At 61.3% G+C, this 23817-nt stretch carries 26 protein-coding genes; 23 read left to right on the top strand and 3 right to left on the bottom strand.

Going from position 1 to position 23817, the window contains the following annotated elements:
• Nucleotides 1–879: a flagellar motor stator protein MotA gene (motA, locus tag ABIE33_RS05230; protein ID WP_053250472.1), complete on the bottom strand. Its 879-nt coding sequence runs from the start codon at nucleotides 877–879 to the stop codon at nucleotides 1–3.
• Between the two features lie 184 nt (nucleotides 880–1063).
• Here motA and ABIE33_RS05225 point away from each other — a divergent pair, with 184 nt between their 5' ends.
• The 14 genes from ABIE33_RS05225 (at nucleotide 1064) to fliP (ending at nucleotide 10812) form a co-directional block, all read left to right on the top strand.
• Nucleotides 1064–1843 (top strand): DUF1217 domain-containing protein, encoded by a 780-nt coding sequence (locus ABIE33_RS05225; RefSeq protein WP_429122225.1) that lies wholly within the window; start codon nucleotides 1064–1066, stop codon nucleotides 1841–1843.
• A gap of 2 nt (nucleotides 1844–1845) precedes the next feature.
• A complete protein-coding gene (flgF, locus tag ABIE33_RS05220) occupies nucleotides 1846–2571 on the top strand; it encodes a flagellar basal-body rod protein FlgF (RefSeq protein ID WP_429122222.1) in 726 nt (241 codons plus the stop codon).
• 18 nt (nucleotides 2572–2589) lie between these two features.
• Entirely contained in the window at nucleotides 2590–3990 is a 1401-nt protein-coding gene (gene fliI, locus ABIE33_RS05215) for a flagellar protein export ATPase FliI (protein WP_429122220.1), read from the top strand.
• Nucleotides 3990–4547 carry a flagellar protein gene (locus ABIE33_RS05210; RefSeq protein ID WP_429122217.1) on the top strand — a complete coding sequence of 186 codons (558 nt, stop codon included), beginning with the start codon at nucleotides 3990–3992 and terminating at the stop codon, nucleotides 4545–4547. The genes fliI and ABIE33_RS05210 overlap by 1 nt, the downstream gene beginning before the upstream one ends.
• A 174-nt stretch (nucleotides 4548–4721) precedes the next feature.
• Nucleotides 4722–5102, top strand: coding sequence for a flagellar basal body rod protein FlgB (gene flgB / locus ABIE33_RS05205; RefSeq protein WP_429122214.1), 381 nt, complete (start codon nucleotides 4722–4724; stop codon nucleotides 5100–5102).
• A gap of 5 nt (nucleotides 5103–5107) precedes the next feature.
• The gene (gene flgC / locus ABIE33_RS05200; protein ID WP_429122211.1) at nucleotides 5108–5527 is read left to right on the top strand and encodes a flagellar basal body rod protein FlgC; all 420 of its coding nucleotides are present in this window, start codon (nucleotides 5108–5110) and stop codon (nucleotides 5525–5527) included.
• Nucleotides 5527–5868 (top strand): flagellar hook-basal body complex protein FliE, encoded by a 342-nt coding sequence (locus ABIE33_RS05195; protein ID WP_429122208.1) that lies wholly within the window; start codon nucleotides 5527–5529, stop codon nucleotides 5866–5868. Before flgC ends, ABIE33_RS05195 begins: the two co-directional genes overlap by 1 nt.
• Before the next feature lie 11 nt (nucleotides 5869–5879).
• Nucleotides 5880–6668 (top strand): flagellar basal-body rod protein FlgG, encoded by a 789-nt coding sequence (flgG, locus tag ABIE33_RS05190; protein WP_112808902.1) that lies wholly within the window; start codon nucleotides 5880–5882, stop codon nucleotides 6666–6668.
• Between the two features lie 17 nt (nucleotides 6669–6685).
• The gene (flgA, locus tag ABIE33_RS05185; protein ID WP_429122205.1) at nucleotides 6686–7198 is read left to right on the top strand and encodes a flagellar basal body P-ring formation chaperone FlgA; all 513 of its coding nucleotides are present in this window, start codon (nucleotides 6686–6688) and stop codon (nucleotides 7196–7198) included.
• A complete protein-coding gene (locus tag ABIE33_RS05180) occupies nucleotides 7195–8310 on the top strand; it encodes a flagellar basal body P-ring protein FlgI (RefSeq protein WP_429122202.1) in 1116 nt (371 codons plus the stop codon). The genes flgA and ABIE33_RS05180 overlap by 4 nt, the downstream gene beginning before the upstream one ends.
• Nucleotides 8307–8843 carry a MotE family protein gene (locus ABIE33_RS05175; protein ID WP_429122199.1) on the top strand — a complete coding sequence of 179 codons (537 nt, stop codon included), beginning with the start codon at nucleotides 8307–8309 and terminating at the stop codon, nucleotides 8841–8843. The genes ABIE33_RS05180 and ABIE33_RS05175 overlap by 4 nt, the downstream gene beginning before the upstream one ends.
• Nucleotides 8840–9550, top strand: a complete 711-nt coding sequence (flgH, locus tag ABIE33_RS05170) for a flagellar basal body L-ring protein FlgH (protein WP_429122197.1) — start codon at nucleotides 8840–8842, stop codon at nucleotides 9548–9550. Before ABIE33_RS05175 ends, flgH begins: the two co-directional genes overlap by 4 nt.
• A gap of 18 nt (nucleotides 9551–9568) precedes the next feature.
• Complete coding sequence (locus ABIE33_RS05165) at nucleotides 9569–10066, top strand: flagellar basal body-associated FliL family protein (protein WP_429122194.1); 498 nt, start codon at nucleotides 9569–9571, stop codon at nucleotides 10064–10066.
• Nucleotides 10067–10074: 8 nt separating this feature from the next.
• The gene (gene fliP / locus ABIE33_RS05160; protein ID WP_053250460.1) at nucleotides 10075–10812 is read left to right on the top strand and encodes a flagellar type III secretion system pore protein FliP; all 738 of its coding nucleotides are present in this window, start codon (nucleotides 10075–10077) and stop codon (nucleotides 10810–10812) included.
• A gap of 371 nt (nucleotides 10813–11183) precedes the next feature.
• Here the strand turns inward: fliP and ABIE33_RS05155 are convergent, their stop codons facing one another.
• A complete protein-coding gene (locus ABIE33_RS05155) occupies nucleotides 11184–13109 on the bottom strand; it encodes a glycosyl transferase (RefSeq protein WP_429122191.1) in 1926 nt (641 codons plus the stop codon).
• Nucleotides 13110–13502: 393 nt separating this feature from the next.
• Between ABIE33_RS05155 and ABIE33_RS05150 the strand changes: the two genes are divergently transcribed.
• Nucleotides 13503–14432: a flagellin gene (locus ABIE33_RS05150; RefSeq protein WP_429122188.1), complete on the top strand. Its 930-nt coding sequence runs from the start codon at nucleotides 13503–13505 to the stop codon at nucleotides 14430–14432.
• 260 nt (nucleotides 14433–14692) lie between these two features.
• Complete coding sequence (locus ABIE33_RS05145) at nucleotides 14693–15613, top strand: flagellin (RefSeq protein WP_429122185.1); 921 nt, start codon at nucleotides 14693–14695, stop codon at nucleotides 15611–15613.
• Here the strand turns inward: ABIE33_RS05145 and ABIE33_RS05140 are convergent.
• Nucleotides 15610–15846, bottom strand: a complete 237-nt coding sequence (locus ABIE33_RS05140) for a hypothetical protein (protein WP_429122183.1) — start codon at nucleotides 15844–15846, stop codon at nucleotides 15610–15612. The two genes, ABIE33_RS05145 and ABIE33_RS05140, sit on opposite strands and share 4 nt — an antisense overlap.
• A 27-nt stretch (nucleotides 15847–15873) precedes the next feature.
• On the opposite strand from ABIE33_RS05140, the gene ABIE33_RS05135 reads away from it, so the two are divergent.
• From ABIE33_RS05135 to ABIE33_RS05105, 7 genes are all read left to right on the top strand, one after another.
• Nucleotides 15874–16800 (top strand): flagellin, encoded by a 927-nt coding sequence (locus ABIE33_RS05135; RefSeq protein WP_429122180.1) that lies wholly within the window; start codon nucleotides 15874–15876, stop codon nucleotides 16798–16800.
• Nucleotides 16801–17133: 333 nt separating this feature from the next.
• Nucleotides 17134–18102, top strand: a complete 969-nt coding sequence (locus ABIE33_RS05130; protein WP_429122177.1) for a flagellin — start codon at nucleotides 17134–17136, stop codon at nucleotides 18100–18102.
• Nucleotides 18103–18556: 454 nt separating this feature from the next.
• Nucleotides 18557–19210: a hypothetical protein gene (locus ABIE33_RS05125; RefSeq protein ID WP_429123104.1), complete on the top strand. Its 654-nt coding sequence runs from the start codon at nucleotides 18557–18559 to the stop codon at nucleotides 19208–19210.
• Nucleotides 19207–20421: a MotB family protein gene (locus ABIE33_RS05120; RefSeq protein WP_429122175.1), complete on the top strand. Its 1215-nt coding sequence runs from the start codon at nucleotides 19207–19209 to the stop codon at nucleotides 20419–20421. The genes ABIE33_RS05125 and ABIE33_RS05120 overlap by 4 nt, the downstream gene beginning before the upstream one ends.
• Before the next feature lie 5 nt (nucleotides 20422–20426).
• Nucleotides 20427–21737 carry a chemotaxis protein MotC gene (motC, locus tag ABIE33_RS05115; protein ID WP_429122172.1) on the top strand — a complete coding sequence of 437 codons (1311 nt, stop codon included), beginning with the start codon at nucleotides 20427–20429 and terminating at the stop codon, nucleotides 21735–21737.
• Nucleotides 21734–23194, top strand: a complete 1461-nt coding sequence (locus tag ABIE33_RS05110) for a flagellar hook-length control protein FliK (protein WP_429122169.1) — start codon at nucleotides 21734–21736, stop codon at nucleotides 23192–23194. Before motC ends, ABIE33_RS05110 begins: the two co-directional genes overlap by 4 nt.
• A complete protein-coding gene (locus ABIE33_RS05105; RefSeq protein ID WP_429123101.1) occupies nucleotides 23145–23702 on the top strand; it encodes a transglycosylase SLT domain-containing protein in 558 nt (185 codons plus the stop codon). The genes ABIE33_RS05110 and ABIE33_RS05105 overlap by 50 nt, the downstream gene beginning before the upstream one ends.
• Nucleotides 23703–23817 lie beyond the last annotated feature (115 nt).

The raw sequence follows: 23817 nt of genomic DNA, 5'->3' as shown, positions 1-23817 counted from the left end.
TCAAGCCGCCTTGCTTTCGCTGCCGCCGCCGGGGTTCATCATCTCCTGCTCGACGGCGTCGATCGAAGGACGCTCGTAGGCCGAGATCGTCTTGCGGCCGTATTCAAGCGCGACCTGCGGAACCGAACCGTTCATGTAGGCAAGCAGCGTCTGCTTGACGATGATATAGAGCCGGTTCTGTTTCTCGCGGACGGATTTGATGTTGGCGACCAGCGGAGCGACGATCGAGTAGGAGAGGAACACGCCGAGGAGGGTGCCGACGAGTGCGGCGGCGATCTTGGCGCCGAGAACTTCCGGCGCCTCGCTGATCGCGCCCATCGCCTTGATGACGCCGAGAACCGCCGCGACGATGCCGATCGCCGGGAAGGCGTCGCCCATGATCGTCAGTGCGTGGTAGGACTTCATCTTGTCGTGGGTAATGGTCTGGATTTCCTCATCCATCAGCGCTTCGATCTCGTGAGAGCGGGCGTTGCCGATGATGATCAGGCGGACGTAGTCGCAGATGAAGGCCGTCAGTTCCTTGTTCTTCAGGACGGTCGGCGCCGACTGAAAGATCGAGGATTCCTCCGGGTTGTCGATGTGGCTTTCGATCTCGTTGCGCGACTTCGTTCTCAGGTCCCGCATCAGCGAGTAGAGAACGCCGAGCGTGTCGAGATACTCCCGCTCCTTGGGAACCTTATGGCGAAACGCTTCGCCGAGAGCCTTGCCGGTATCCTTCACCACCTTCATGGAGTTGGCCATGATGAAGCCGCCGATACCGGCGCCGCCGATAATCAGCAGTTCGAAAGGCTGGTTGAGGACTTCCATGTGGCCGCCCATGGCTACGTAGCCGCCGAGAATACAGCCGAAAGTCACAAGAAGCCCGATGATGATGTTCATTTTCGATACCCGTCACGATCCCATTTTCGTCTAACGGGATAAGGTTTCTTCCTTGCGTGAGGCTGGCCCTCGAAACGGCGGAAATCATTGCGGTGGAACAGGTTCGCGCAAGCCAATCCGGTCAGGATTTGGTATGGCCGGCTCTCCAGTCGCGCCCGTCTCACTCCGCTAAGGGCGACCGATCGTGACCACGACCTATACGAGCTACAAGCTGATCACAGCCGACTTGGGCAAGTCGCTGGAGCGCGTCGCCAAAGAGCCGGATGTCGCCCGCGAGACCGAATATTACCTATCGAAGATCGGCGACATCAAAACCATCGACCAGTTTTTCGCCGACACGCGCCTCTACGACTACGCGATCAAGGCGCACGGCCTCGAAGACATGGGCTACGCCAAGGCCTTCATGCGCAAGGTGCTGACCGAGGGCGTCGACAACGAGGATGCCTTCGCCAACAAGCTGACCGACAGCCGCTACAAGCAACTGGCCGAATCGCTGAATTTCGCCCGCCACGGCGAAGCGGCCACTTCCTTCGATCGTGCCCAGAAGGGCGTCGTCGACAAATACGCCCGCCAGACGCTCGAGCAGAGCGCCGGCGAGGAGAATGCCGGCGTGCGGCTCGCGCTCTATTTCGCTCGCATGGCGCCGGCGATCACCAGCGGTTACGCCATCATTGCCGACGAGGCGCTGGCGCAGGTGGTGCGCACGACGCTGCAGCTGCCCGACGAATTCGCCGGAACCGAGGTCGATCGTCAGGCGGCCGCCTATGAAACGGCCATCGACCTCAAGGACTTTCAGGACCCGGCCAAGCTGACGGACTTTCTCGATCGCTTTACCGCTCTCTGGGAAATCAACAATTCAACGGACGGTTATGACCCGCTTGCGGTTTTCGGCGCGTCGAGCGGCTACGGCATCTCTTCCGACCTGCTCCTGTCCATCAACAGCCTGAAACTCGGGGGACACTGAACGTGCAGACCGGTCTTTACGTTGCGATTTCGTCGCAGATGGCGCTTGAAAAGCGTCTCAACACACTTGCCGACAACATCGCAAACTCGGGCACCGTCGGTTTCCGCGGCACGGAAGTGAAGTTCAACCAGATGCTCGGCGACACCAAGCCGACCAAGGTTTCCTACGTCAGCAAGGGCGAAGAGTTCCTCAATAGCAGCAACGGTTCCCTGACGCGCACCGGCGGTACGCTCGACTTTGCCGTCAAGGGCGATGCCTGGTTCCAGATCGACACGCCGTCGGGTCCGGCGCTGACGCGCGACGGCCGCTTCACCCTGACCGAAACCGGTGAGCTCGTCACCATTCGCGGCTATCCGGTTCTCGACGCCGGCGGCGCGCCGATCCAGGTCAATGGCTCAGGCGGCGACGTGACTGTCGGCGCCGACGGCACCCTCCACCAGAACGGCGTTGCAGTCGCCTCACTCGGCCTCTACCAGGCCGACTTCAGTAAGGGCTTCATGCGCCTCGACAACAGCGCGGTGCTCCCGAATGTGCAGCCGGAACCGGTCGTCGATCGCTTCGATGTCGGCGTCATGCAGGGGTTCCTCGAAGAATCCAACGTCAACGCTATCGCGGAAATGTCGCAGCTGATCATGGTCACCCGCGCGTTCGACAACATCACCGCGCTGATGCGCGACAGCGAAGGGTCGCTCGACGAAGTGATCAAGACGCTCGGTGGCAGCCGCTAAGGCGTGACGGGAAACGGTATGGAACGCGAAGGCCTGAAGACGAGCGCCGCATCGACATCGCTGGCTGCCCTTGCCGGCCTGGTCGAACGCTACGCCAAACCTGAACACTCGATTGCGCCGGGCGGCCACGTCCAGACGATTTCTCCGGGCCACTATACGGTGACCGGCCTGTCGCGACATGTCCGGCTTGGCGATTTCGTTGCGCATAAGAGTTCGACTGGAACGCATCTCGGCGAAGTGGTGCGGGTTGAGCCAGAGCGCGTGGTTGTCTGCCCGATCGAACCCGGCGACCCCATCGGCATCCACGATACCGTCATCCGCAAGGGTGCCTTCCGCATCGCGCCGACCGACCAATGGTGCGGCCGGGCGATCAACGCGCTTGCCGAGCCGATCGACGGTCTTGGCCCGCTGTTGCAGGGCGATGTCCGCCGCTCGATTTCCAACACGGCCCCGCCCTCGATGACCCGCAAGCGCGTAGAACACGGCTTTCGCACCGGCGTGCGGGCGATCGATATCTTTTCGCCGCTCTGCCTCGGCCAGCGCCTCGGCATTTTTGCCGGCTCCGGCGTCGGTAAATCGACGCTGCTGTCGATGCTCGCGCGCGCCGACGCTTTCGACAAGGTGGTCATCGCGCTCGTCGGCGAACGTGGCCGCGAAGTGCGCGAATTCATCGAGGATACGCTCGGCGACAACCTTTCCAAATCGGTTGCCGTTGTTGCGACCAGCGATGAGAGCCCGATGCTGCGCAAGATGGCGCCGCTGACCGCCGTTACCATTGCCGAGCACTATCGCGACAATGGCGACAATGTGCTTTTGATCGTCGACAGCGTCACCCGTTTTGCCCATGCGATCCGCGAAGTGGCGACCGCGTCCGGCGAACCGCCGATCGCCCGTGGTTATCCGGCTTCCGTCTTTACCGAGTTGCCGCGCCTGCTTGAGCGCGCAGGGCCGGGCGCCGAGGGCGCGGGCACCATCACCGCGATCATCTCGATCCTGGTGGACGGCGACAACCACAACGATCCCATCGCCGACTCGACGCGCGGCATTCTCGATGGGCACATCGTGCTCGAGCGCAGCCTGGCGGAAGAGGGGCGCTACCCGCCGATCAATCCGCTGGCGTCGATCTCCCGTCTGGCACGCAAGGCCTGGACGCCGGACCAGGAAAAACTCGTGTCGCGACTGAAATCGCTGATCCACCGCTTCGAGGAAACGCGCGACCTGCGCCTGATCGGCGGTTATCGCCCGGGTGGCGACCCCGATCTCGACATGGCGATCAAGCAGGTGCCGGTGATCTACGACGTCCTGACGCAGACGGCGAGTGAGCCGCCGACGCAGGACGCATTTTCCGATCTTGCCGGCGCGCTGAAGGCCGCGGCAATGGGCAATCAGCCGGGTGCTGCAGGGATGAGGCCGAGGTGATGGGTGTGACCGACTACGACGCGGACGAAACGATCCGCCAGCGCAAGCGCGAATCCGGCATGCCGATGATCGACAAGGCGTTGGCCGCAACCGGCATCATGCTGGCGGCTCTCGCGACCTTCTTTCCCTGGTACGCCTTCTTCAACCAGGACAAGTTCACGATGCCGCCGCTCTGGCAGGGCTCGACGCGCGATCTGCCGGAAAAGCCGGCGCGCGGTGTCCTGTCCGTATCGCCCCTGGCGATGTCCGACATGGACGGAGAAACCGTCGCGGCGATCGACCAGCTGACGACGGCGACCATTCCAGGCCTTGGCGGCGGTCCGGCCGCCGATGGCGCCGCTCCGCAAGAGGGGCTCGAGCAGCCATTCCCGGGAAAATCCGGCTTCAAGCTGATGCATGTCGCCAACGGCCGCGCTCTGATCGAGGATACGAGCGGCATGTACATCGTGCGCATCGGTTCGATCCTGCCCGACAACAGCCGCCTGGCGACGCTCGAAGAGCGTGAAGGACGCTGGGTGATGATCACGTCGAGCGGCGACGTCTACCAGGCCGACTGACCAGCCATTGCATCTTCCGAAAGTTTTTCTCCGTTGCGGGTTCGTCACGATCCGCAACGGATATGTCGTCCGCATTTTGGACGCGCTCCGGCACCCGCCACGAGCTTGTTTCCGACGACAAGTCCCACGCAAGATTACCGACCTAGGTTCGCATCAACAAGCATGGAGCTTTTGATGCAACCGATTCAGCTTTTCGAACTCGCGTCCCGGCAGGCCCAGTGGCTGACGGTCCGCCAGAACGTGGTGGCCGGCAACATCGCCAATGCGAATACGCCGCACTACAAGGCCAAGGACGTCAAGCCGTTCGAAAGCGTTTTGCAGAACACCGGCATCCAGATGGCCGCGACCAACAAGGCGCACTTCACCGAGAGCCTCGAAGCCTCGCAGGTGGCCGAGGTCAGCATGCTCGACGGCGTTCAGATCCAGCAATCCGGCAACAGCGTCGCGATCGAGCAGGAAATGATGAAGACCGGTGAGATCAAGCGCGACTACGAGCTCAGTGCCGGGCTCGTCAAGGCGTTTCACCGAATGATGCTCATGACGGTACGGAAGTAACAACCATGGATCCTTTGACTTCGGCCATGAAGGTCTCGGCCTCCGGTCTGCAAGCAGAATCGACCCGCCTGCGCATCGTTTCCGAAAACATCGCCAATGCACGCTCCTCCGGCGACGCACCCGGCGCCGACCCGTACCGGCGCAAAACCATCAGCTTTGCAGCCGAGGTCGACAGGGCCAGCGGCGCATCGCTCGTCGAGATCGAGCGGCTCGGCACCGATGATTCTGACTTCACCATCGAGTTCGACCCGGGCAACCCGGCCGCCGACGAAAAGGGCATGGTCAAGATGCCGAACATCAACATCCTGGTCGAAATGGCCGATATGCGCGAAGCCAATCGCGCCTATGAGGCCAACCTGCAGACGATCAAGCAGTCGCGCGACCTGGTTTCCCAAACAATCGACCTGTTGAGAGCATCACAATAATGATCGACGCAATTAATTCTGTCGGCGCATTTTCGGTCATGAAAGAGGCCGAAGGTACCCGCCTTACGTCCTCTTCGTCGTCGGTCTTCGGTGCGCCCGCAGCCACCCAGGCGGCGCCGCAATCCCAAAGCTTTGCCTCGGTCCTCGGCGACATGGCGACCGACGCCATCGGCGCGATGAAGAAGGCTGAAGGCGCTTCGCTCGACGGCATCCGCGGTCAGGCGAACACGCGTGAAGTCGTCGATGCGGTGATGAACGCCGAACAGTCACTCCAGACCGCAATCGCGATCCGCGACAAGGTGGTGACCGCCTACCTCGAAATCGCGCGCATGCAGATCTGAAGGAACGAGACATGAAGGCCCTTTCCATTGCCGCAACCGGCATGAACGCCCAGCAGCTGAACCTTGAAGTGATCGCGAACAACATCGCGAACATCAACACGACCGGCTACAAGCGTGCTCGCGCAGAGTTTTCCGACCTGCTCTATCAAACCGAGCGCGCCCAGGGCGTGCCGAACCGCTCCAACCAGGCGATCGTTCCGGAAGGTGCGATCATCGGTCTCGGCGTCCAGACGGCCGCCGTGCGCAACCTGCATATCCAGGGCAGCCTGGTCAGCACCGGCAACGATTACGACCTCGCACTGGTCGGCCGCGGCTGGTTCCAGGTCGAAACGCCGGATGGCGAAACGGTCTATACCCGTGCGGGCGCCTTCAACAAGAATGCCCAGGGCCAGCTGGTCACCATCGACGGCTACACCGTCGTGCCGGGCATCACCGTCCCGCAGGACGCCACCGAAATCGCCTTCACCAGTTCCGGCCAGGTGATGGTGCGCATCGGCAGCGATCCGGCGATGCAGGAGATCGGCCAGCTGACGGTTGCCAACTTCGTCAATGAAGCGGGCCTCGAGCCGCAGGGCGAAAACCTGTTCAAGCAGACGCCGGCCTCCGGCGAGCCGATTGTCGGAACGCCGGCCGATCCGGGCTTCGCGCTGATCAAGCAGAAGTATCTCGAAGCGTCGAACGTCGATCCGGTCAAGGAAATCACTGACCTGATCTCGGCTCAGCGTGCCTATGAGATGAACTCCAAGATCATCCAGGCCGCAGACGAAATGGCGGCTACGGTGAGCAAGAACCTCAGGTAACGGAAGAGGGGGCAAACATGACGTTTCGCCGAACCGCTGGAATGACAGCTCAGAAAGACGGTTCCGCGCCGAAGGCGCGGCACGTGGTGGCGGGTGTTGTGCTTGCCGCCGCTTTCCTGTCGCCTTCGGCAGGCTTTGCGGACCGGCTGACGGCAGTCATCCCCAAGCAGACGATCTACCCCGGCGAAGCGATCGACGCGAGCAGGCTCGAGGTTGTCGATGTGACCAACCCCGATCTGACGGATGGCTACATCAGGACGTTGAGCGAGATCGACGGCAAGGTCAGCAAGCGCACACTGCTTCCCGGCCGCGTTATTCTGGCCTCAGCGCTGCGCGAGCAGTACGCGGTCGAGCGCGGCTCCACGGTCCGTCTGATCTTCAGCAATGGTGGTCTCACCATCAGCGCGGCCGGGTCGCCGCTTCAGGACGCCGGGATCGGCGATCTGATCCGGGCTCGCAACATTGATACTGGCGTTATCGTTTCCGGAACGGTGATGGCCGACGGCACGATACATGTGGTGGCGAAATGAAAATGCTTGCCTGCAAATGGTTCCTGACGCTGGCCGTCGCGCTGTCCACGGCGATGACGCCCGCCTTTGGCGCGTCGCGAATCAAGGACGTTGCCTCGCTGCAGGCCGGCCGTGACAACCAGCTGATCGGCTACGGCCTCGTCGTCGGTCTTCAGGGAACGGGTGACAGCCTGCGCTCGTCGCCGTTTACCGATCAGTCGATGCGCGCCATGCTGCAGAATCTTGGCATCTCGACCCAGGGCGGAGAATCGCGCACGCGCAACGTCGCGGCCGTTCTCGTCACGGCGAACCTGCCGCCCTTTGCCAGCCCCGGCAGCCGCGTCGATGTGACCGTCGGATCGCTCGGCGATTCCACCTCTCTGCGCGGCGGCACCCTGGTGATGACCTCGCTCTCGGGCGCCGACGGCCAGATCTATGCGGTCGCGCAAGGCTCGGTCGTCGTCACCGGCTTCAATGCTCAAGGGGACGCGGCAACGCTCAATCAGGGGGTCACGACATCCGGGCGTGTGCCGAACGGCGCCATCATCGAGCGCGAGCTGCCGTCGAAATTCAAGGACGGCTTCAACCTGGTGCTGCAACTGCGCAACCCCGACTTTTCCACCGCCGTCGGCATGGCCGCAGCGATCAACAAATATGCTGCCGGACAATATGGCGGTCGGATTGCCGAAGCCCGCGATTCGCAGGCCGTTCTCGTCGAAAAGCCGAAGATGGCGGATCTGGCGCGGCTGATGGCCGATATCGAAAACATCGTCATCGAAACCGACGTCCCGGCAAGGGTCGTCATCAACGAGCGCACCGGCACGATCGTCATCGGTCAGGACGTGCGTGTCAACGAGGTGGCTGTCAGCTACGGCACCTTGACCGTGGAGGTCAGCGAGACGCCGACCGTCGTTCAGCCGCTGCCGTTCTCGCGCGGCCAGACGGCGATGGAGCCGAACACCACCATCGAGGCCCAGTCCGACGGCGGCACGGTCGCCATTCTCAACGGGTCCAGCCTCCGGTCGCTCGTTGCCGGTCTCAACAACATCGGCGTCAAGCCGGACGGCATCATCGCTATCCTGCAAAGCATCAAAACGGCTGGGGCCCTTCAGGCGGAGCTTGTCCTGCAATGATGAACATAGACCGCCTTCTCGGAAGATCCCGCAATATCCTGCTCGCATCAGTCGCCGTCGCGTCGATGCTGGCGATGCCTGGTGCCTTCGCTCAGGACGTCACGGCGCCGCCGGCCGGCAACGCGACAGCCAACGAGATCCAGCAGTTCTGCACCAACATCGCCGATGCTGCCCGCGACCAGCGCTACGTCCTGCAGCGCAAGGAACTCGAAGCTCTCCAGGCGAATGTCGACGACCGAATCGCGACGCTCGAAAAGCGGCGCGAGGAATACGAAGACTGGCTGAAGCGCCGCAACGAGTTCCTCAAGCAGGCCGAGATCGGCCTTGTTGGCATCTACAAGACGATGAAGCCGGATGCTGCCGCGGGCAAGCTGGAGATGGTCAATCCGGAGATTGCGGCCGCGATCGTCATGCGCCTGCCGCCGCGCCAGTCGTCGCTGATCCTCAGCGAGATGAGCGATGAGAAGGCGGCCATCCTGACCAACATCATCTCGAGTGCCATCGATCCGAACACCTCGAAGGAACCATCATGAAAATGCGTCTAACGGCCGTATTGGCCGCAGGCCTCCTCGCAGGATGTCAGAATCAGGCCTTCAACGAGATCGGCCGGGCTCCTTCCATGAGCCCGATCGGCAGCGGTCTGCAATATACCCAGACGCCGCAGCTTGCGATGTATCCCAAGCAGCCGCGCCACGTCGCCAGCGGTTTCTCGCTCTGGAACGACCAGCAGTCGGCTCTCTTCAAGGATGCGCGTGCACTTAATGTCGGCGACATCCTCACCGTCGAGATCGCCATCAACGATAAGGCATCGTTCGACAACAAGACCGATCGCAGCCGCAAGAACACCAGCGGCTTCAACATCGGCGCGAGCGGCCAGTCGGAAGCCAGCGATTTCGGCTGGTCGGGTGATCTGAAATACGGCTCGAACACCAAGACCGAGGGCGACGGCACCACCGAGCGGTCCGAAAAGCTGCAACTGCTTGTCGCAGCGGTCGTCACCGGCGTGCTCGAGAATGGCAACCTCCTGATCAGCGGTTCGCAGGAGGTTCGCGTCAACCACGAGCTTCGCATCCTCAATGTCGCCGGTATCGTGCGCACGCAGGACGTCGACGCCGAGAACGTGATCTCCTACGACCGGATTGCCGAGGCACGCATCTCGTACGGTGGTCGCGGCCGCCTGACCGAAGTGCAGCAGCCGCCTTACGGCCAGCAGATCATGGACCTGATTTCGCCGATCTGATCGGCAGGGAATGGCAAGATGGAAGAACTCGATACCGCCGCGCCCGCGAAATCACCGTCGAAGGTGATGACGATCGCCGTCGTTGCCGTCCTGACGCTCGTCGCCGGCGGCGGCGGCTGGTTGGTCGGTGGCATGCTCGCGCCACCGCCACCCAAGGAGCAGGTGGAGGCGACCAGGGACATCGCTCCGAATGCAACCGGCGAGGAGGGCGTGCCGAAGATCGCCACCGAGGCCAATGGCGTCGTCCAGCTTGACCCGATCACCACGAACCTCGCCTACCCCTCGGAAAACTGGATCCGGCTTGAGGTGGCGCTGCAGTTCGACGGTGTCCCGGATCCGGCTATGGCCGAGCAGATCCACCAGGATATCGCCGCCTATCTGAAAACCGTGTCGCTGCAGCAGATCCAGGGGCCGCGCGGCTTTCAATATCTCCGGGATGACATCCAGGAACGGGTTGACCTGCGCTCGGATGGGCGCGTAACCAACGTTATGTTCAGAACCTTCGTCATTCAATGATTCGCTAAATGATCCGGCTCATCGCCTTTATAGTCGCCATGATGGCGATGTCCGGAATCGCCGGCGCCCAGAGTTTTCCCTCTGACATCCTGAACACGCCGATCGACGGCTCGGCCGCTTCGTGGATCATCCGGACGTTCGGCCTTCTGACCGTTCTTTCGGTCGCGCCGGGCATCCTGATCATGGTCACCAGCTTTCCGCGCTTCGTGATCGCCTTTGCCATCCTGCGCACCGGCATGGGCCTGGCGACGACACCGTCGAACATGATCATGGTTTCGCTGGCGCTGTTCATGACTTTCTACGTCATGGCTCCGACCTTCGATCGTGCCTGGCGCGACGGCATCGACCCGTTGATGAAGAACCAGATTACGGAAACGGAGGCGCTGCCGCGTATCGCCGAGCCGTTCCGCGAATTCATGCTCGCCAATACCCGGGACAAGGATTTGCAGCTCTTCATCGATATCGCCAAGGAGAAGGGCCAGACGGTCGTCGTCGACGACAAGGTCGACCTGCGCGCCGTCGTTCCCGCCTTCATGATCTCGGAAATCCGCCGCGGCTTCGAGATCGGCTTCCTCATCATGCTGCCGTTCCTGGTGATCGACCTGATCGTCGCCACCATCACAATGGCGATGGGCATGATGATGCTGCCGCCAACGGCAATCTCGCTGCCCTTCAAGATCCTCTTCTTCGTATTGATCGACGGCTGGAACCTGCTCGTCGGCAGCCTGGTGCGCTCGTTCAGCTGACCACCCACCGCCCCGTCGCTCCTTTTTATTCAAAGCCCTGATTTGCTGCATGCGCCGCACGTGTGCGTGGGCTAGATCATTTCATTGTTTCGTTGAAACAGTGGAATGATCTAGCTCTTTGAAATGACGCAATTCCGGACGGAAAACCGTTTCACACTTTTCCTGGAATTGCTCTAAAGCAGCCGTAGGCATCCTCCATCGTCGTCGCTTCAAGGACCATGCGGCAGCCTTTGGGGCCGCGGCTCCAAGCGCCGCATGCATGACGCGAGGCTGCCCGCAATCCGCGGGCTGTCCCTGATGGCAAACGAAAAACCCCGCCGGAAGGGCGGGGTTTCGGGGGATAGGCAGGGTGCGACGGCGGTTGACGCCGGTTACTGTGCGAAAGGAGCCGTTCGAGGCGGCAGTGCCGGGACGTCGATGAGCGCCGGCTCCAATCCCGTTCTTGCGCGATCGGCCATCGCCTCATAGGCGTGCTCGAGGTGGCGGCAGAAGCGTTCGGCATCGAACAGCGGCATCTGCAGCCGGTTGTCTTCGAGTGTCTGCTTGTAGGCGGCGACCTTGCTGCGGTTGTTGTAAAGGGCGACCGCCTGCTCGATGTAGTCATCGACGTCAGTAGCAACGAGTTCCGGCAATCCGATCGCGTGCAGCAGGCTTTCGCTGACGCGAGAGGCGAAGTGGGTGCCTTTCGGTGTCAGCACCGGCAAGCCCATCCACAACTGTTCGGATGTCGTGGTGTGTCCGTTGCAGGGGAAGGTGTCGAGGCCGAGGTCGGCGGCCGGGATGCGCGCCATGTGTTTTTCGTACTCGATCTTTTCGCAGAAGATGATGCGGTTCGTTGCGATGCCGTAGCTCTGGAAACGGCGCAGGATATGCGCCTGGGCTTCCGGCTTGAGGCGCATCAGCCAAAGGACGCTGTCGGGCGTTCTGCGCAGGATTTCGGCCCATGCCTTCATGGTTTCGCCGATGATCTTGCGGTTGGCATTGAAGGACGCATAGACGAAGGCATCTTCGGGCAGGCCCGCTTCGGCGCGAGACATCACCGCGGGCCGTGGCCGGCCGGCCGGATCGTTCGGCTGGTAGGTTTCGGGCAAGCGGCAGAACCGCTCGTAATAGTGTTCCTCGCTGCCATCGGGAAGGACGTAGCGGTCGCCGATGATGTAGTCGAGATCGACATTGACGGTGGTACCGGGGAAGCCGAGCCAGGCGACCTGCACCGGGGCGGTCTTGTGGTTGAGGATGCTGACGCGGCTGTGCATCGTGTGGCCCTTCAGATCGACGAGGATGTCGATCTGTTCGTCACGGATCGCCTGTGCCGCCTGCTCGTCAGAGAGGTTTTCGACACGCACGATCTTGCCCCACGCCTGGCGTTCTTCGCCGGCCAGCGGCAGGTACTTCTCCGGCGTGTAGCAGAAGAGCGTAACGTCGAATTTTTCGCGATCGTGCGAGGTGAGCACGGCATTCAACAGCTTCATTGTGGCGTGTGGCGCCCAGAAGTCGTTCGAAAGATAGCCAATCCGTATTTTCTTGCCCCAGGAATGCGGCATCTGGCGGCGTTCCGCGGGCCAGCCCGGTGCGAACGGATGATCGAGCGCACCGGCAAGGCGGTTAAGCGCTTCGTCGCGGCACCAATGCATGTTGTAAAACGGCGTTTCGGCACGAAAGAACTTGCGGTTGACCGACTGGACGACGCGCTCCAGTGCCTGCGCATAATTGTCGATTTCGCCGAAGTTGTTCACTTCCTGCATGAAGACGAGATAAGCCGAAAGCAACACCAGGTTCGACGGGGTCCGCCGGAACAGGTTGGTGACGATTTCGCGATCTTCACTGTTGCCGATGTCGGACGTCAGCAACTTGGCAGCAAGCACCTGATGCTCATGCTGGGGGCTCAATGAGAGCGTTGATTTGAACGGGCCGAGAATCTCCGGCTGGCTGCGCTTCAGGAACAACGTTACGATGATATAGGCCAGTTCGGGATCGGTCTTTGCCTGCTCGAGCAGGGGGCGGCCGAGACTGAGGGCTTGATCGTCGTTGCCGCAGGCGAAATGCAGCTTCATCGCCTCGGCCAGGAAATGCTCGGAACGCACTCCGCCTTCTTCGCCGGCCAACTGGTAGGCTTGCGCGGCATCGCTCCGGAAGCCGAGCTTCAACAGCACCTTTGCCAAAAGCGCGTAGGTCTTGGCGTCACGGGTGAGATCGAGCAACTGATTGAGAGAGTCGAGCGCCTCGGTGTATTGGCCTTTTTGATACTGCCGCGAAGCGGAAGAGAAGATGGTGTGGGCGTTCAAGGGAAGCTCCATGGGAAAAGCGCAACCGTTGTCACCGCGCGAGCCTGTGCAACGTCAATGTACCAAGATACCGTTTTGAAGCAGAAACCTTGCCCCAGGCGGGATTGTTGAGCGAATTGCGTATTGTTTGCCAATAAATGCGATGTCGCTGAAGTCATTCGCGCCGAGCGGGATGAAGTCAAAGTAACGCCCTGTTAACCATAGGATTTTGCTTAGAAAATATCTTGCCACCTTAATGAAATCGCAAGCATTGGGGGCGATATTCACCCTCACATGACGGGTTTGGTTTCCTTCACTTGAGTGAGCGGAGCCGAGTGGCATGAAGCCGGTCCGTCATTGCCGGTAGACGTATTCAGTCCGGTATGTCCCCAACCGTGTAACCTTGTAAATTTGAGGGACAGTCTCATGACTTCTATTATGACCAACAACTCGGCAATGGCCGCACTTTCCACGCTGCGTTCGATCAATTCCTCGATGGAAACGACGCAGGACCGGATCTCGTCCGGCTTCCGGGTTGGCAACGCTTCCGACAACGCCGCTTACTGGTCGATCGCAACGACCATGCGTTCGGACAACAAGGCCCTCGGCACGGTTCAGGACGCACTCGGCCTCGGCGCTGCCAAGACCGACGTTGCTTACACCGGCATGAAGGCTGCGATCTCGGTCGTCGACGAAATCAAGGCGAAGCTCGTTGCTGCCAGCGAGCCGGGCGTTGACAAGTCGAAGGTCCAGAAGGAAATCGACCAGCTTCAGGATCAGCTGAAGAGCGTCGTCAAGTCCGCCGGCTTCTCCGGCGAAAACTGGCTCTACACCGCTTCCGGCGCGACTGCACCGGGCACGAAGTCGATCGTCGGTTCGTTCAACCGCGACGCAAACGGCAATGTCAGCCTGACGACGCTCGACGTCGACACGACCAAGACCATGCTGATCGACGAAACCAGCACCAGCGGTGCCAACGGCCTGCTCACCGCCGACATCAAGGACTCCACTGGCACGGCCATCACGGGCGTCAGCGTTCTGAACCTCGACATCAGCGGTACCGGCGTCACTTCGACGACCCTGTCCAACTACCTCAGCGGCGTTGATAGCGTCCTGAAGAGCATGACCAACGCCGCCGCCGATCTCGGTGCCGTCAACAAGCGCGTCGATCTCCAGAAGGACTTCGTTGACGACCTGATGGACTCGATCGAATCGGGTGTTGGCAAGCTGGTTGACGCCGACATGAACGAAGAGTCGACCCGCCTGAAGGCTCTGCAGACGCAGCAGCAGCTCGGCATCCAGGCTCTCTCGATCGCCAACAGCAGCTCGCAGAACGTCCTGTCGCTGTTCCGTTAATCGGTCCAGACACCGGCGACCTCGGTCCCGGACTGCAACACGAAAAACCGCGTCTCGTTCGAGGCGCGGTTTTTCTTTTGTCGACACGGTTTTGGCTCTGCAGCTTCAAGCTTCATTAACCATCTTGGTGTTTTCTATGCCTATCGAAACGGCGGGTTAACCAACAAGATTAACGCGTTAGCAGGCATGAAGCTGGCCGCCGGTTCCCGGTAATCCCGGAATGTCCCTTTCACCTCGCTTTCCCAAGGGGCACTCAGCCAATGACGTCCATCATGACCAACAACGCGGCAATGGCCGCACTCTCCACGCTGCGTTCGATCAACTCGTCGATGGAGACCACGCAGGACCGGATCTCGTCCGGCTACCGCGTTGGCAACGCTTCCGACAACGCTGCTTATTGGTCGATCGCAACGACCATGCGTTCGGACAACAAGGCCCTCGGCACGGTTCAGGACGCACTCGGCCTCGGCGCTGCCAAGACCGACGTTGCTTACACCGGTTTGAAGGCCGCAATCTCGGTCGTCGACGAAATCAAGGCGAAGCTCGTTGCTGCCAGCGAGCCGGGCGTTGACAAGTCGAAGGTCCAGAAGGAAATCGACCAGCTTCAGGATCAGCTGCAGAGCGTCGTCAAGTCGGCGTCGTTCTCCGGCGAAAACTGGCTCTACACCGCTTCCGGCGCGACTGCACCGGGCACGAGGTCGATTGTCGGTTCGTTCAACCGCGACGCCAACGGCAATGTCAGCCTGACGACGCTCGACGTCGACACGACCAAGACCATGCTGATCGACGAAGCCAACGCCACCAACGGCCTGCTCACGGATTACCTGATTGGTACAAACGGTACGGCGATCGGTACGGTCAGTGTTCTGAACCTCGACATCAGCACCGGGGTAACTGCAACGACACTCGCCAACTACCTCAGCGGCGTTGATACCGTCCTGAAGGCCATGACCGACTCGGCCGCCGATCTCGGTGCCGTCAACAAGCGCGTCGATCTCCAGAAGGACTTCGTCGATAACCTGATGGACTCGATCGAATCAGGTGTTGGCAAGCTGGTTGATGCCGACATGAACGAGGAGTCGACCCGTCTGAAGGCTCTGCAGACGCAGCAGCAGCTCGGCATCCAGGCTCTGACGATCGCCAACACCAACTCGCAGAACATCCTCTCGCTGTTCCGTTAATCGGTCCAGACACCGGCGACCTCGGTCCCGGACTGCAACACGAAAAACCGCGTCTCGTTCGAGGCGCGGTTTTTCTTTTGCCGACACGATTTTGGGTATGCGGCTTCAAGCTTCATTAACCATCTTGGTGTTTTCTGTGGCCAACGAAACGGCGGGTTAACCAACAAGATTAACGCGTTAGCAGGCATGAAGCTGGCCGCCGGTTCCCGGTAATCCCGGAATGTCCCTTTCATCTCGCTTTCCCAAGGGGCACTCAGCCAATGACGTCCATCATGACCAACAACGCGGCAATGGCCGCACTCTCCACGCTGCGTTCGATCAATTCCTCGATGGAGACCACGCAGGACCGGATCTCGTCCGGCTTCCGGGTTGGCAACGCTTCCGACAACGCCGCTTACTGGTCGATCGCAACGACCATGCGTTCGGACAACAAGGCCCTCGGCACGGTTCAGGACGCACTCGGCCTCGGCGCTGCCAAGACCGACGTTGCCTACACCGGCATGAAGGCTGCGATCTCGGTCGTCGACGAAATCAAGGCGAAGCTCGTTGCTGCCAGCGAGCCGGGCGTTGACAAGTCGAAGGTCCAGAAGGAAATCGACCAGCTTCAGGATCAGCTGAGAAGCGTCGTCAAGTCGGCGTCGTTCTCCGGCGAAAACTGGCTCTACACCGCTTCCGGCGCGACTGCACCGGGCACGAGGTCGATTGTCGGTTCGTTCAACCGCGACGCCAACGGCAATGTCAGCCTGACGACGCTCGACGTCGACACGACCAAGACCATGCTGATCGACGAAACCAGCACCGCCGGTACCAACGGTCTGCTCACCGCCGACATCAAGGACTCCGGCGGCACGGCTATCTCTGGCGTCAGCGTTCTGAGCCTCGACATCAGCACCGGGGTAACTGCAACGACGCTTGCCAACTACCTCAGCGGCGTTGATACCGTCCTGAAGGCCATGACCGACTCGGCCGCCGATCTCGGTGCCGTCAACAAGCGCGTCGATCTCCAGAAGGACTTCGTCGATAACCTGATGGACTCGATCGAATCAGGTGTTGGCAAGCTGGTTGATGCCGACATGAACGAGGAGTCGACCCGCCTGAAAGCTCTGCAGACGCAGCAGCAGCTCGGCATCCAGGCTCTGACGATCGCCAACACCAACTCGCAGAACATCCTCTCGCTGTTCAAGTAATCAGCGCAAGGGACATGGCGGGCGCTCATTCGCCCCTTATGACCGTTCTCTCGATGAAGCCGCGTCGCCCGAAAGGCGGCGCGGTTTTTGCGTTAACACCCAACCATTCCTCAGGCGTTAACACCGGCTTCATATTTCCTTATTTTTGTTCACCTTCGTTACCGACTTATGAATGGCGTTAACCGTTTGTTAACCAAACAATCGTTACACATTCGTTAAGAGCGAAGGGTCGCCCCCAGGGCAAAACAGGGGCGGTTCGCATGACGCTGGTCCCGTCGCTGCCGGTCATTCACTCCGGAATGTTCTCAGAAAATCATTCGGGGCAAGTGACCAATGACCAGCATCATGACCAACACGGCCGCCATGGCCGCACTCCAGACGTTACGCTCGATCAACACCAACATGGCCGAAGTGCAGGACCGGATTTCGTCGGGCTATCGCGTTCAGACCGCAGCCGATAACGCTGCCTATTGGTCGATTGCGACCACCATGCGCTCCGACAACGCCGCGCTTTCCACCGTGCAGGACGCGCTCGGTCTCGGTGCGGCCAAGGTCGATACCGCCTATGCGGCAATGAAGGCGTCCATCGATGTCGTCACCGAAATCAAGACCAAGCTCGTCGCCGCGCGCGAGCCCGGTGTCGACAAGCTGAAGATCAACAAGGAAATCACCGAGCTGAAGAACCAGCTCATGTCCGCCTCGCAATCGGCGTCGTTCTCGAGCGAGAACTGGCTCTACAACACCAACAGCGCCGCGGTCGGCACGAAATCGGTGGTTGCCTCGTTCAACCGTGACGGCAACGGCAACGTTTCGATCACGACGCTCGACTTCGATACGGCTCAATCGATGCTGATCGACACGGGCAGCTCGGCGCGCGGCCTGCTCACCAGAGCCTATGATGCCGACGCGCTGCTGCAGTCGCCCACCGGCACCGCCGCGCCGTACTACCTGATCGTCGCTCCGCCCGCGGCACCGCCGACAGGCACCGAAATCAAACTGACTGCAACGACCTCGCCGGCCGATATGGACGCGATGATTCGCGTCGTCGACAAGATCCTCGGCCAGCTGACGGACGCCGGTTCGACGCTGGGTGCCATCACCAAGCGCATCGACATGCAGGAAAGCTTTGTCGCCAACCTGATGGATACGATCGACAAGGGCGTCGGCCGGCTTGTGGATGCCGACATGAATGAAGAATCGACGCGGCTGAAGGCGCTGCAGACGCAGCAGCAGCTCGGCATTCAGGCGCTCTCGATCGCCAATACCAATTCCGAGAATATCCTGCGCCTCTTCCAGCAGTAAGGGCTTCAAACCGGCGGCGCTTCGGTGCCGCTGGTTTGGGACCGTCCGTCCGCATCCGCTGAAGAGGTGGATGCCGGCACGAATTGAGTTCTGCCACGTCGTCGGTCACGGCACCCGGTGGAAACGGTTGGACCGCGCTAATTGCCCTGGCGCGGTCCAACACATTCATTTTCGCACAAGTTTGACCGAATAGCCTTCCCTCGCAGTCCTGTCGGTTGACTGCCGGCCAATATGAGATTTGCGCCGCCGCCTGCATCGGTCTGCCGCCGGAATGAAAATTCCCGCGCGCGGCCGCTGTAAGTCCAAGAATGCAGGGTTCGACGCTATCGGCGACCGGACCCGAGGGAGACATTTCAGCAGTGTCAGGATCATGGGAATTCTGCGCCGTAAGGCGGCGCCTGTCAGGAAGACGGGGATCGCCTTCTATCGTGCTGCGCGCATCGAGGTTCCAGCCATGAGCGCGATGCTGTCCCGCTATCTCAAGGATTTCAGCGCGCCGAAAGTCGAACTGTCGATGATGCCGCCGAAATATTTCCCCGATCTCGATACCGACTATTCCGACGGTGACCGTCTCGCTCTGCGATCGGTCGCGCCGCAGATCGATGTCGAAGCCGAGCGGCGCGAGGCTTTCGAACATGGCCGCGCCGAAGCGACCGCCGAGCTCGCCTTCGAACACGGCAATCAGATTGCCGATCTCCAGGCGGCTCACGCGGCTGAAATCCAGGCTCTGACCAAGCGCTTGGAAGAGGAGGCCGCAAGCCGGGTAGCCGGGCAGTTTCAGGAAATGACGGAGCAAGTGGCCGTCGCCCTGGGCGACCAGACCGCGCGCGTGCTTGCACCGGTAATGGAGGAGGCGCTGGTGAAGCGCGCCATTGCCGATATGGCCCAGCTGATCCGGCAGGGAATTATTGCCGGCGAAGGCTGTGCGATCACCGTCAAGGGTCCGCTTCCTCTGTTCGAAGCCCTGAAGAGCAGCCTCGGCGAAGACATGCCGGTGTTCCGCCACGTTGAAACCAACGACATCGATCTCGCCATCGAAATGGATGAGACGATCCTCGTTACAAGAATGGCGGCTTGGGCCGACACTGTCCGGAAGGTTCTCGCATGAGCGACGAAAGCCACCACAACGGCAAGAACGAAATCATCATCGTCAAACGGGTGAGTGGCGGTCATGACGGTCATCACGGCGGCGGGTGGAAGATCGCCTATGCCGACTTCATGACAGCGATGATGGCCTTCTTCCTCGTCATGTGGCTGATCAACGCCGCCAACGAGGAAACCAAGGCGGCAATCGCCTCCTATTTCAATCCGGTGCAGCTGACCGACCAGAAGCCTGCCGAGCGAGGCTTGAAGGATCCTGCCAAGGATGCGCAGGGAGAAGAGACGCAGCAGCGATCGAAGGTGGACGGCGAACAGGAAAAGTCGGGTGGCTCGGCCAAGACCGGCGACCAACTGACTGCGACCTCGGGCGAGGAAACGAAATATTCCGACGCCGATTTCTTCGAGAACCCGTATTCGGTGCTTTCGGAAATCGCACAGGAAGTCGGCCAGCAGGCAAACGTCAGCGTCAAGGGTGACGGCGGTGCGGCGCAATCCGGGCCGTCGACCGGCGCGGAAGGCGGCGAGGCCTTTCGCGATCCCTTCGATCCGGATTTCTGGACCAAGCAGGTCGAAGTCAAGGATGCCGGCAATACGTCCGAAAAGGACGTAGCCCTGGCATCCAAGACAGCGATGGAGAACGGCGCGGCGCCACTGCAGAAAACCGCTGAAGAACAAAAGTCCGAAGGCGGTGCGACGCCGGCCGAGGCCGGCAAGACCGATGCCGAAAAGGCCGAACTCGCAAAGCAGGATGCTGCGGCGCAGGCCGAAGAGCTGAAGGCCGAGATCAAGAAGGAACTCGCAGGCGATGCAGGCAGACTGGCCGAAGGTCTCGTCGTGACGCCGGCCGAAGGCGGTCTGCTGGTGACGATCAGCGAGCAGACCGATTCCCAGATGTTTGCCGTCGGTTCGGCCGTGCCGCAGAAGGAGCTGGTCATGGCCATGGAGAAGATCGGCCGGCTGCTGTCTGAGCGCCAGGGCGTCGTCGCCATCCGTGGCCACACCGATGGCCGTCCGTTCAAGGACGGCACCTATGACAACTGGCGCCTGTCGGCAGCGCGCGCCCAGAGCGCCTATTACATGCTCGTTCGCGGCGGTCTGAAGGAAGATCGTGTCAGCCAGATCAGTGGCTTTGCCGACCGGCGACTGCAGATCCCCGGCGATCCCTATGCGCCCGGCAACCGCCGTATCGAAATCCTGCTGCAGCCGGCAAAGGGCTAGAACCGATGCTGCGACGCTTGCGATCCGCCTTGATGATGTCGGCACTGGCCGTTCCGCTTGCGGCGGGAACGGCTCATGCCAACGACCTCGAGGAGCTTGCACCCTTCAAGATGATCCGGTCGCTGCAATACGTGCAGGACTCGGTGGTGCTCGGCGATCATTCGGCCATCGAGATGCAGCGCTTCATGCTGGGTGCGATCGACAAGCGGCTCAGGGCTGCGGACGCGTCCGTGTTCCGCGATCCGCGCAATGTCGATGCGGCACTTGTCTACGCCATGAGCGGCGGCAATCCGGAAACGCTCAACTATCTCGCCGACCATGATGCCGACGGCAATTTCGATACGCGTGTCACTGATGCACTCAGGCAATATCTCGGCGGCAAGGGTGGTCTGATCGTCGAGAGCCTGTCGAAGGCGGCGCCCGAGTACCGGAATTCGCGTGTCGGTCCCTACCTGTTCCTGATTCTCGGCAATGCCACATCGCAGCAGGACCCGGTCGGGGCGATGAAGTTCTACGACTGGGCCCGGTTGACCGCTCCGGGAACGATCATCGAAGAGGCAGCCCTTCGTCGTTCGGTCTTCCTTGCGGTCCAGGCGAACCTGCCCGACAAGGGTTTTCGCTATGCGCTGAACTATGCCCGCCGCTACCTGACCTCGCCCTATGCGAGCCAATTCGCCGATGTCTTCGTCGAGCTGGCCGTTGGCCATTTCGACGAAGCGGCACAGGAACGGATTTCCGAGATCCTGACCTTCATGGATGCTCCGCGCCAGCGGGAGGTCTATCTTCGCGTCGCAAGGCGCGCCGCCATCAGCGGCAAGCAGTCGCTGGCGAAACTTGCCTCTGAAAGAGCCGAGCAGCTTGCAGCCGATGGCGCATCCGAGCCGCGCGTGCTTGCCAATTTCTACGCCGGACTGGCGTCGGTGCCGTCCTCCGACGTCTTCGCCGCGACCCAGAGCATTGCGGCAATCCCGGACACTGAACTCTCTCCGCGCGATCGCGCCCTGCGTGATGCGGCCAAGGCGGTTGCAGATGCTGTCGTCAGACCACCGGACGATGAAAGCCTCACGCAAGCGTTCTCCGCTAGACCGGTTAGACCAGCCACACCAGTCGAGCCGATCGAGGGTGCGGAAACGGGAAGCGGCATGAGCCCGTTCGGGGACCCGACGGCGCAGGCAGTGGCCCCGACGGCTGGCGAGACGGCACAGGTCAGCGCCGAGACTGCCGACGCCTCCGATCCTGCCCACGACGGTTTCGTGGCCAAGGGTCGGTCCAAGTTGGAGGAGATCGATGCGCTGCTAAGGGGGGAAGGCAAATGAGAGCTCTCGACGAAAGCCTGCGCGCACCGCCTCAGTCCCAGACGGGCAAGCCGGGCGCACGTGCGGGTGGCAAGGAGCAGGCCCCTGGCGCCTTCGAGGATGCCGTGGCAACCGCTGGGCGCCAGAAGGCGAACGGTCAGGGCGGACAAGGTTCGATCGCAGGCAACGCCGATGGCGAAAACTCTGGAGCTTCGACCTTGATTGGCAATAGCGGCATTAAAGGCGGCGACGCCGCGATCTCGATCTCCAAGCCGGCGCACAATCGTGGGCCTGGGGATCTGGAAGATCCGTCGCACGACAATCACAATGCTCAGAGCGAGCGGTTTTCGCTTGCGGAGCGTGAAAGGGACGCCAAGCGTCTTGCCTCCGCCAAGGCGGCGCAGGCGCGAAACGACGCCGGCGCATCCGACACAGCAGGTGAAACGGACGACCTGGCCGAGCGCCTGGCGGCGCTGTCGCGTGGGGTTGCCAAAGGCCAGGCAAATGGCGCGCAGGGTGTCGAAGGCAACGGCGAGCCAACCGATGCGGCCGTGGCCTCTGATGCCAAGACATCGCCAGGCGCCAGCGTGGACGATCTGCTGACTTTGCTTGGCGGCAACGCGACGCCGTCGATGCGTCCGGATGCTCAAGGTGGCTCGGCGGCCACCGCTGGCGTACATGACCTCGGTGAACGCGGAGCGAAGGGCGCTGCACATGGCGAGATGATCGATGCGCGTGATGCGAGTGCCGAAGGCGCCGATGGCGAGCAGGGCACCGACCGGTTGTTCCGCTTTGCCCGCGCCGACGGCAAGGGCCAGGCGATCTCGATGAGCATTTCGAACGATGGCGAGCGCGCGACGGTTGACGCAGCGCGGTCAAATGCCAAGGCTGAGAACGTCACCGTGCTCGAAGCTCGCCGTTATCTTGGCATCTCGATGAACACCAATTCCACCAATGTCACCAATGCGATCACCGGCGACGCGGGCTTTGCCCAGTCGTTGCAGCCGAGCGCAGGCCTCGGCCAGCCGGGCGCCTGGACGCAGGCTGGCAAGACCTTGAACACGCTCAAGATCCAGATGCATCCGATCGAGCTCGGCCTCGTCACCGCAACGTTGCGGTTGAAGGACGACGAGCTGCAGGTCGAGCTGAAGGTGGAGAACGGCGAAGCCTTCCGCCAGCTGCGCGACGACCAGAGCGAAATGGTCAAGGCGCTGCGGGCACAGGGTTTCGCGGTCGATCAGATCAATGTCGTGTTCAATTCGGGCAGCGATACGTCGACGGGCGGCGGCAGCTCGCAGCAGCAGGCCCAGGCGGGCCAGCAGGGTCGCGAGCGCGCCGAGGACGGCAGCGGGCAGGGGCGGCAGCGGGAGGGTGGCGACAGCCAGGGTTCAGTGGCGGAGAGGCGAGTTGGCAATGGCGGTACGGATGATGCGGTTGCCGGCACTGAGCGTTCTCGCACTGGTCACGTCTACATGTAGCGCGTTCGCCAGTGCAGGCACCGGCATCTGTGAGCGTGAAATCATCTCGGCTGCGTCGAAATACGGCATACCCGCCGGCATCCTCTATTCCGTCGGATTGACTGAAACCGGCCGCAAGGGGTCGCTGCAACCTTACGCGATGAATATCGAGGGCAAGGCCTATTTCGGCAGCAGCACGCAGGACGTTCTCGTTCGATTTGCCAACGCCCGGGCGCAGGGTGCCAAGCTCATCGATCTCGGTTGCATGCAGATCAATTACCACTTCCATGGCGATCAGTTTGCATCGCCGACGGAGATGCTTGACCCACGTAAGAATGTCGAATATGCCGCGCGCTTCCTGTCCAATCTTCGCGCGAAGCATGAGAGCTGGACAATGGCCGTCGCGCGGTATCACGCCGGCCCGAACAATGACCCGGCGCAGAAGAAATATGTCTGTCGGGTGATCGCGAATCTGGTCGCGACGGGCTACGGTAAGTGGACGCCGAATGCCACGCAGTTCTGCCAATAAACAACCATTGATTGCTTGATTATGGGCCATTCCGCATTGTGGCGACAATGCGTGGAGAATGTGACGGCAAGTGGTTTTGTCGCAAGCCGTTAACTTTTCCACATTATTTTAGTGT

This window comes from Ensifer sp. 4252, assembly GCF_050434565.1.
In the GTDB taxonomy this organism is placed as follows: Bacteria; Pseudomonadota; Alphaproteobacteria; order Rhizobiales; family Rhizobiaceae; genus Ensifer.
This window is presented reverse-complemented; position numbering and strand designations above follow the sequence as displayed.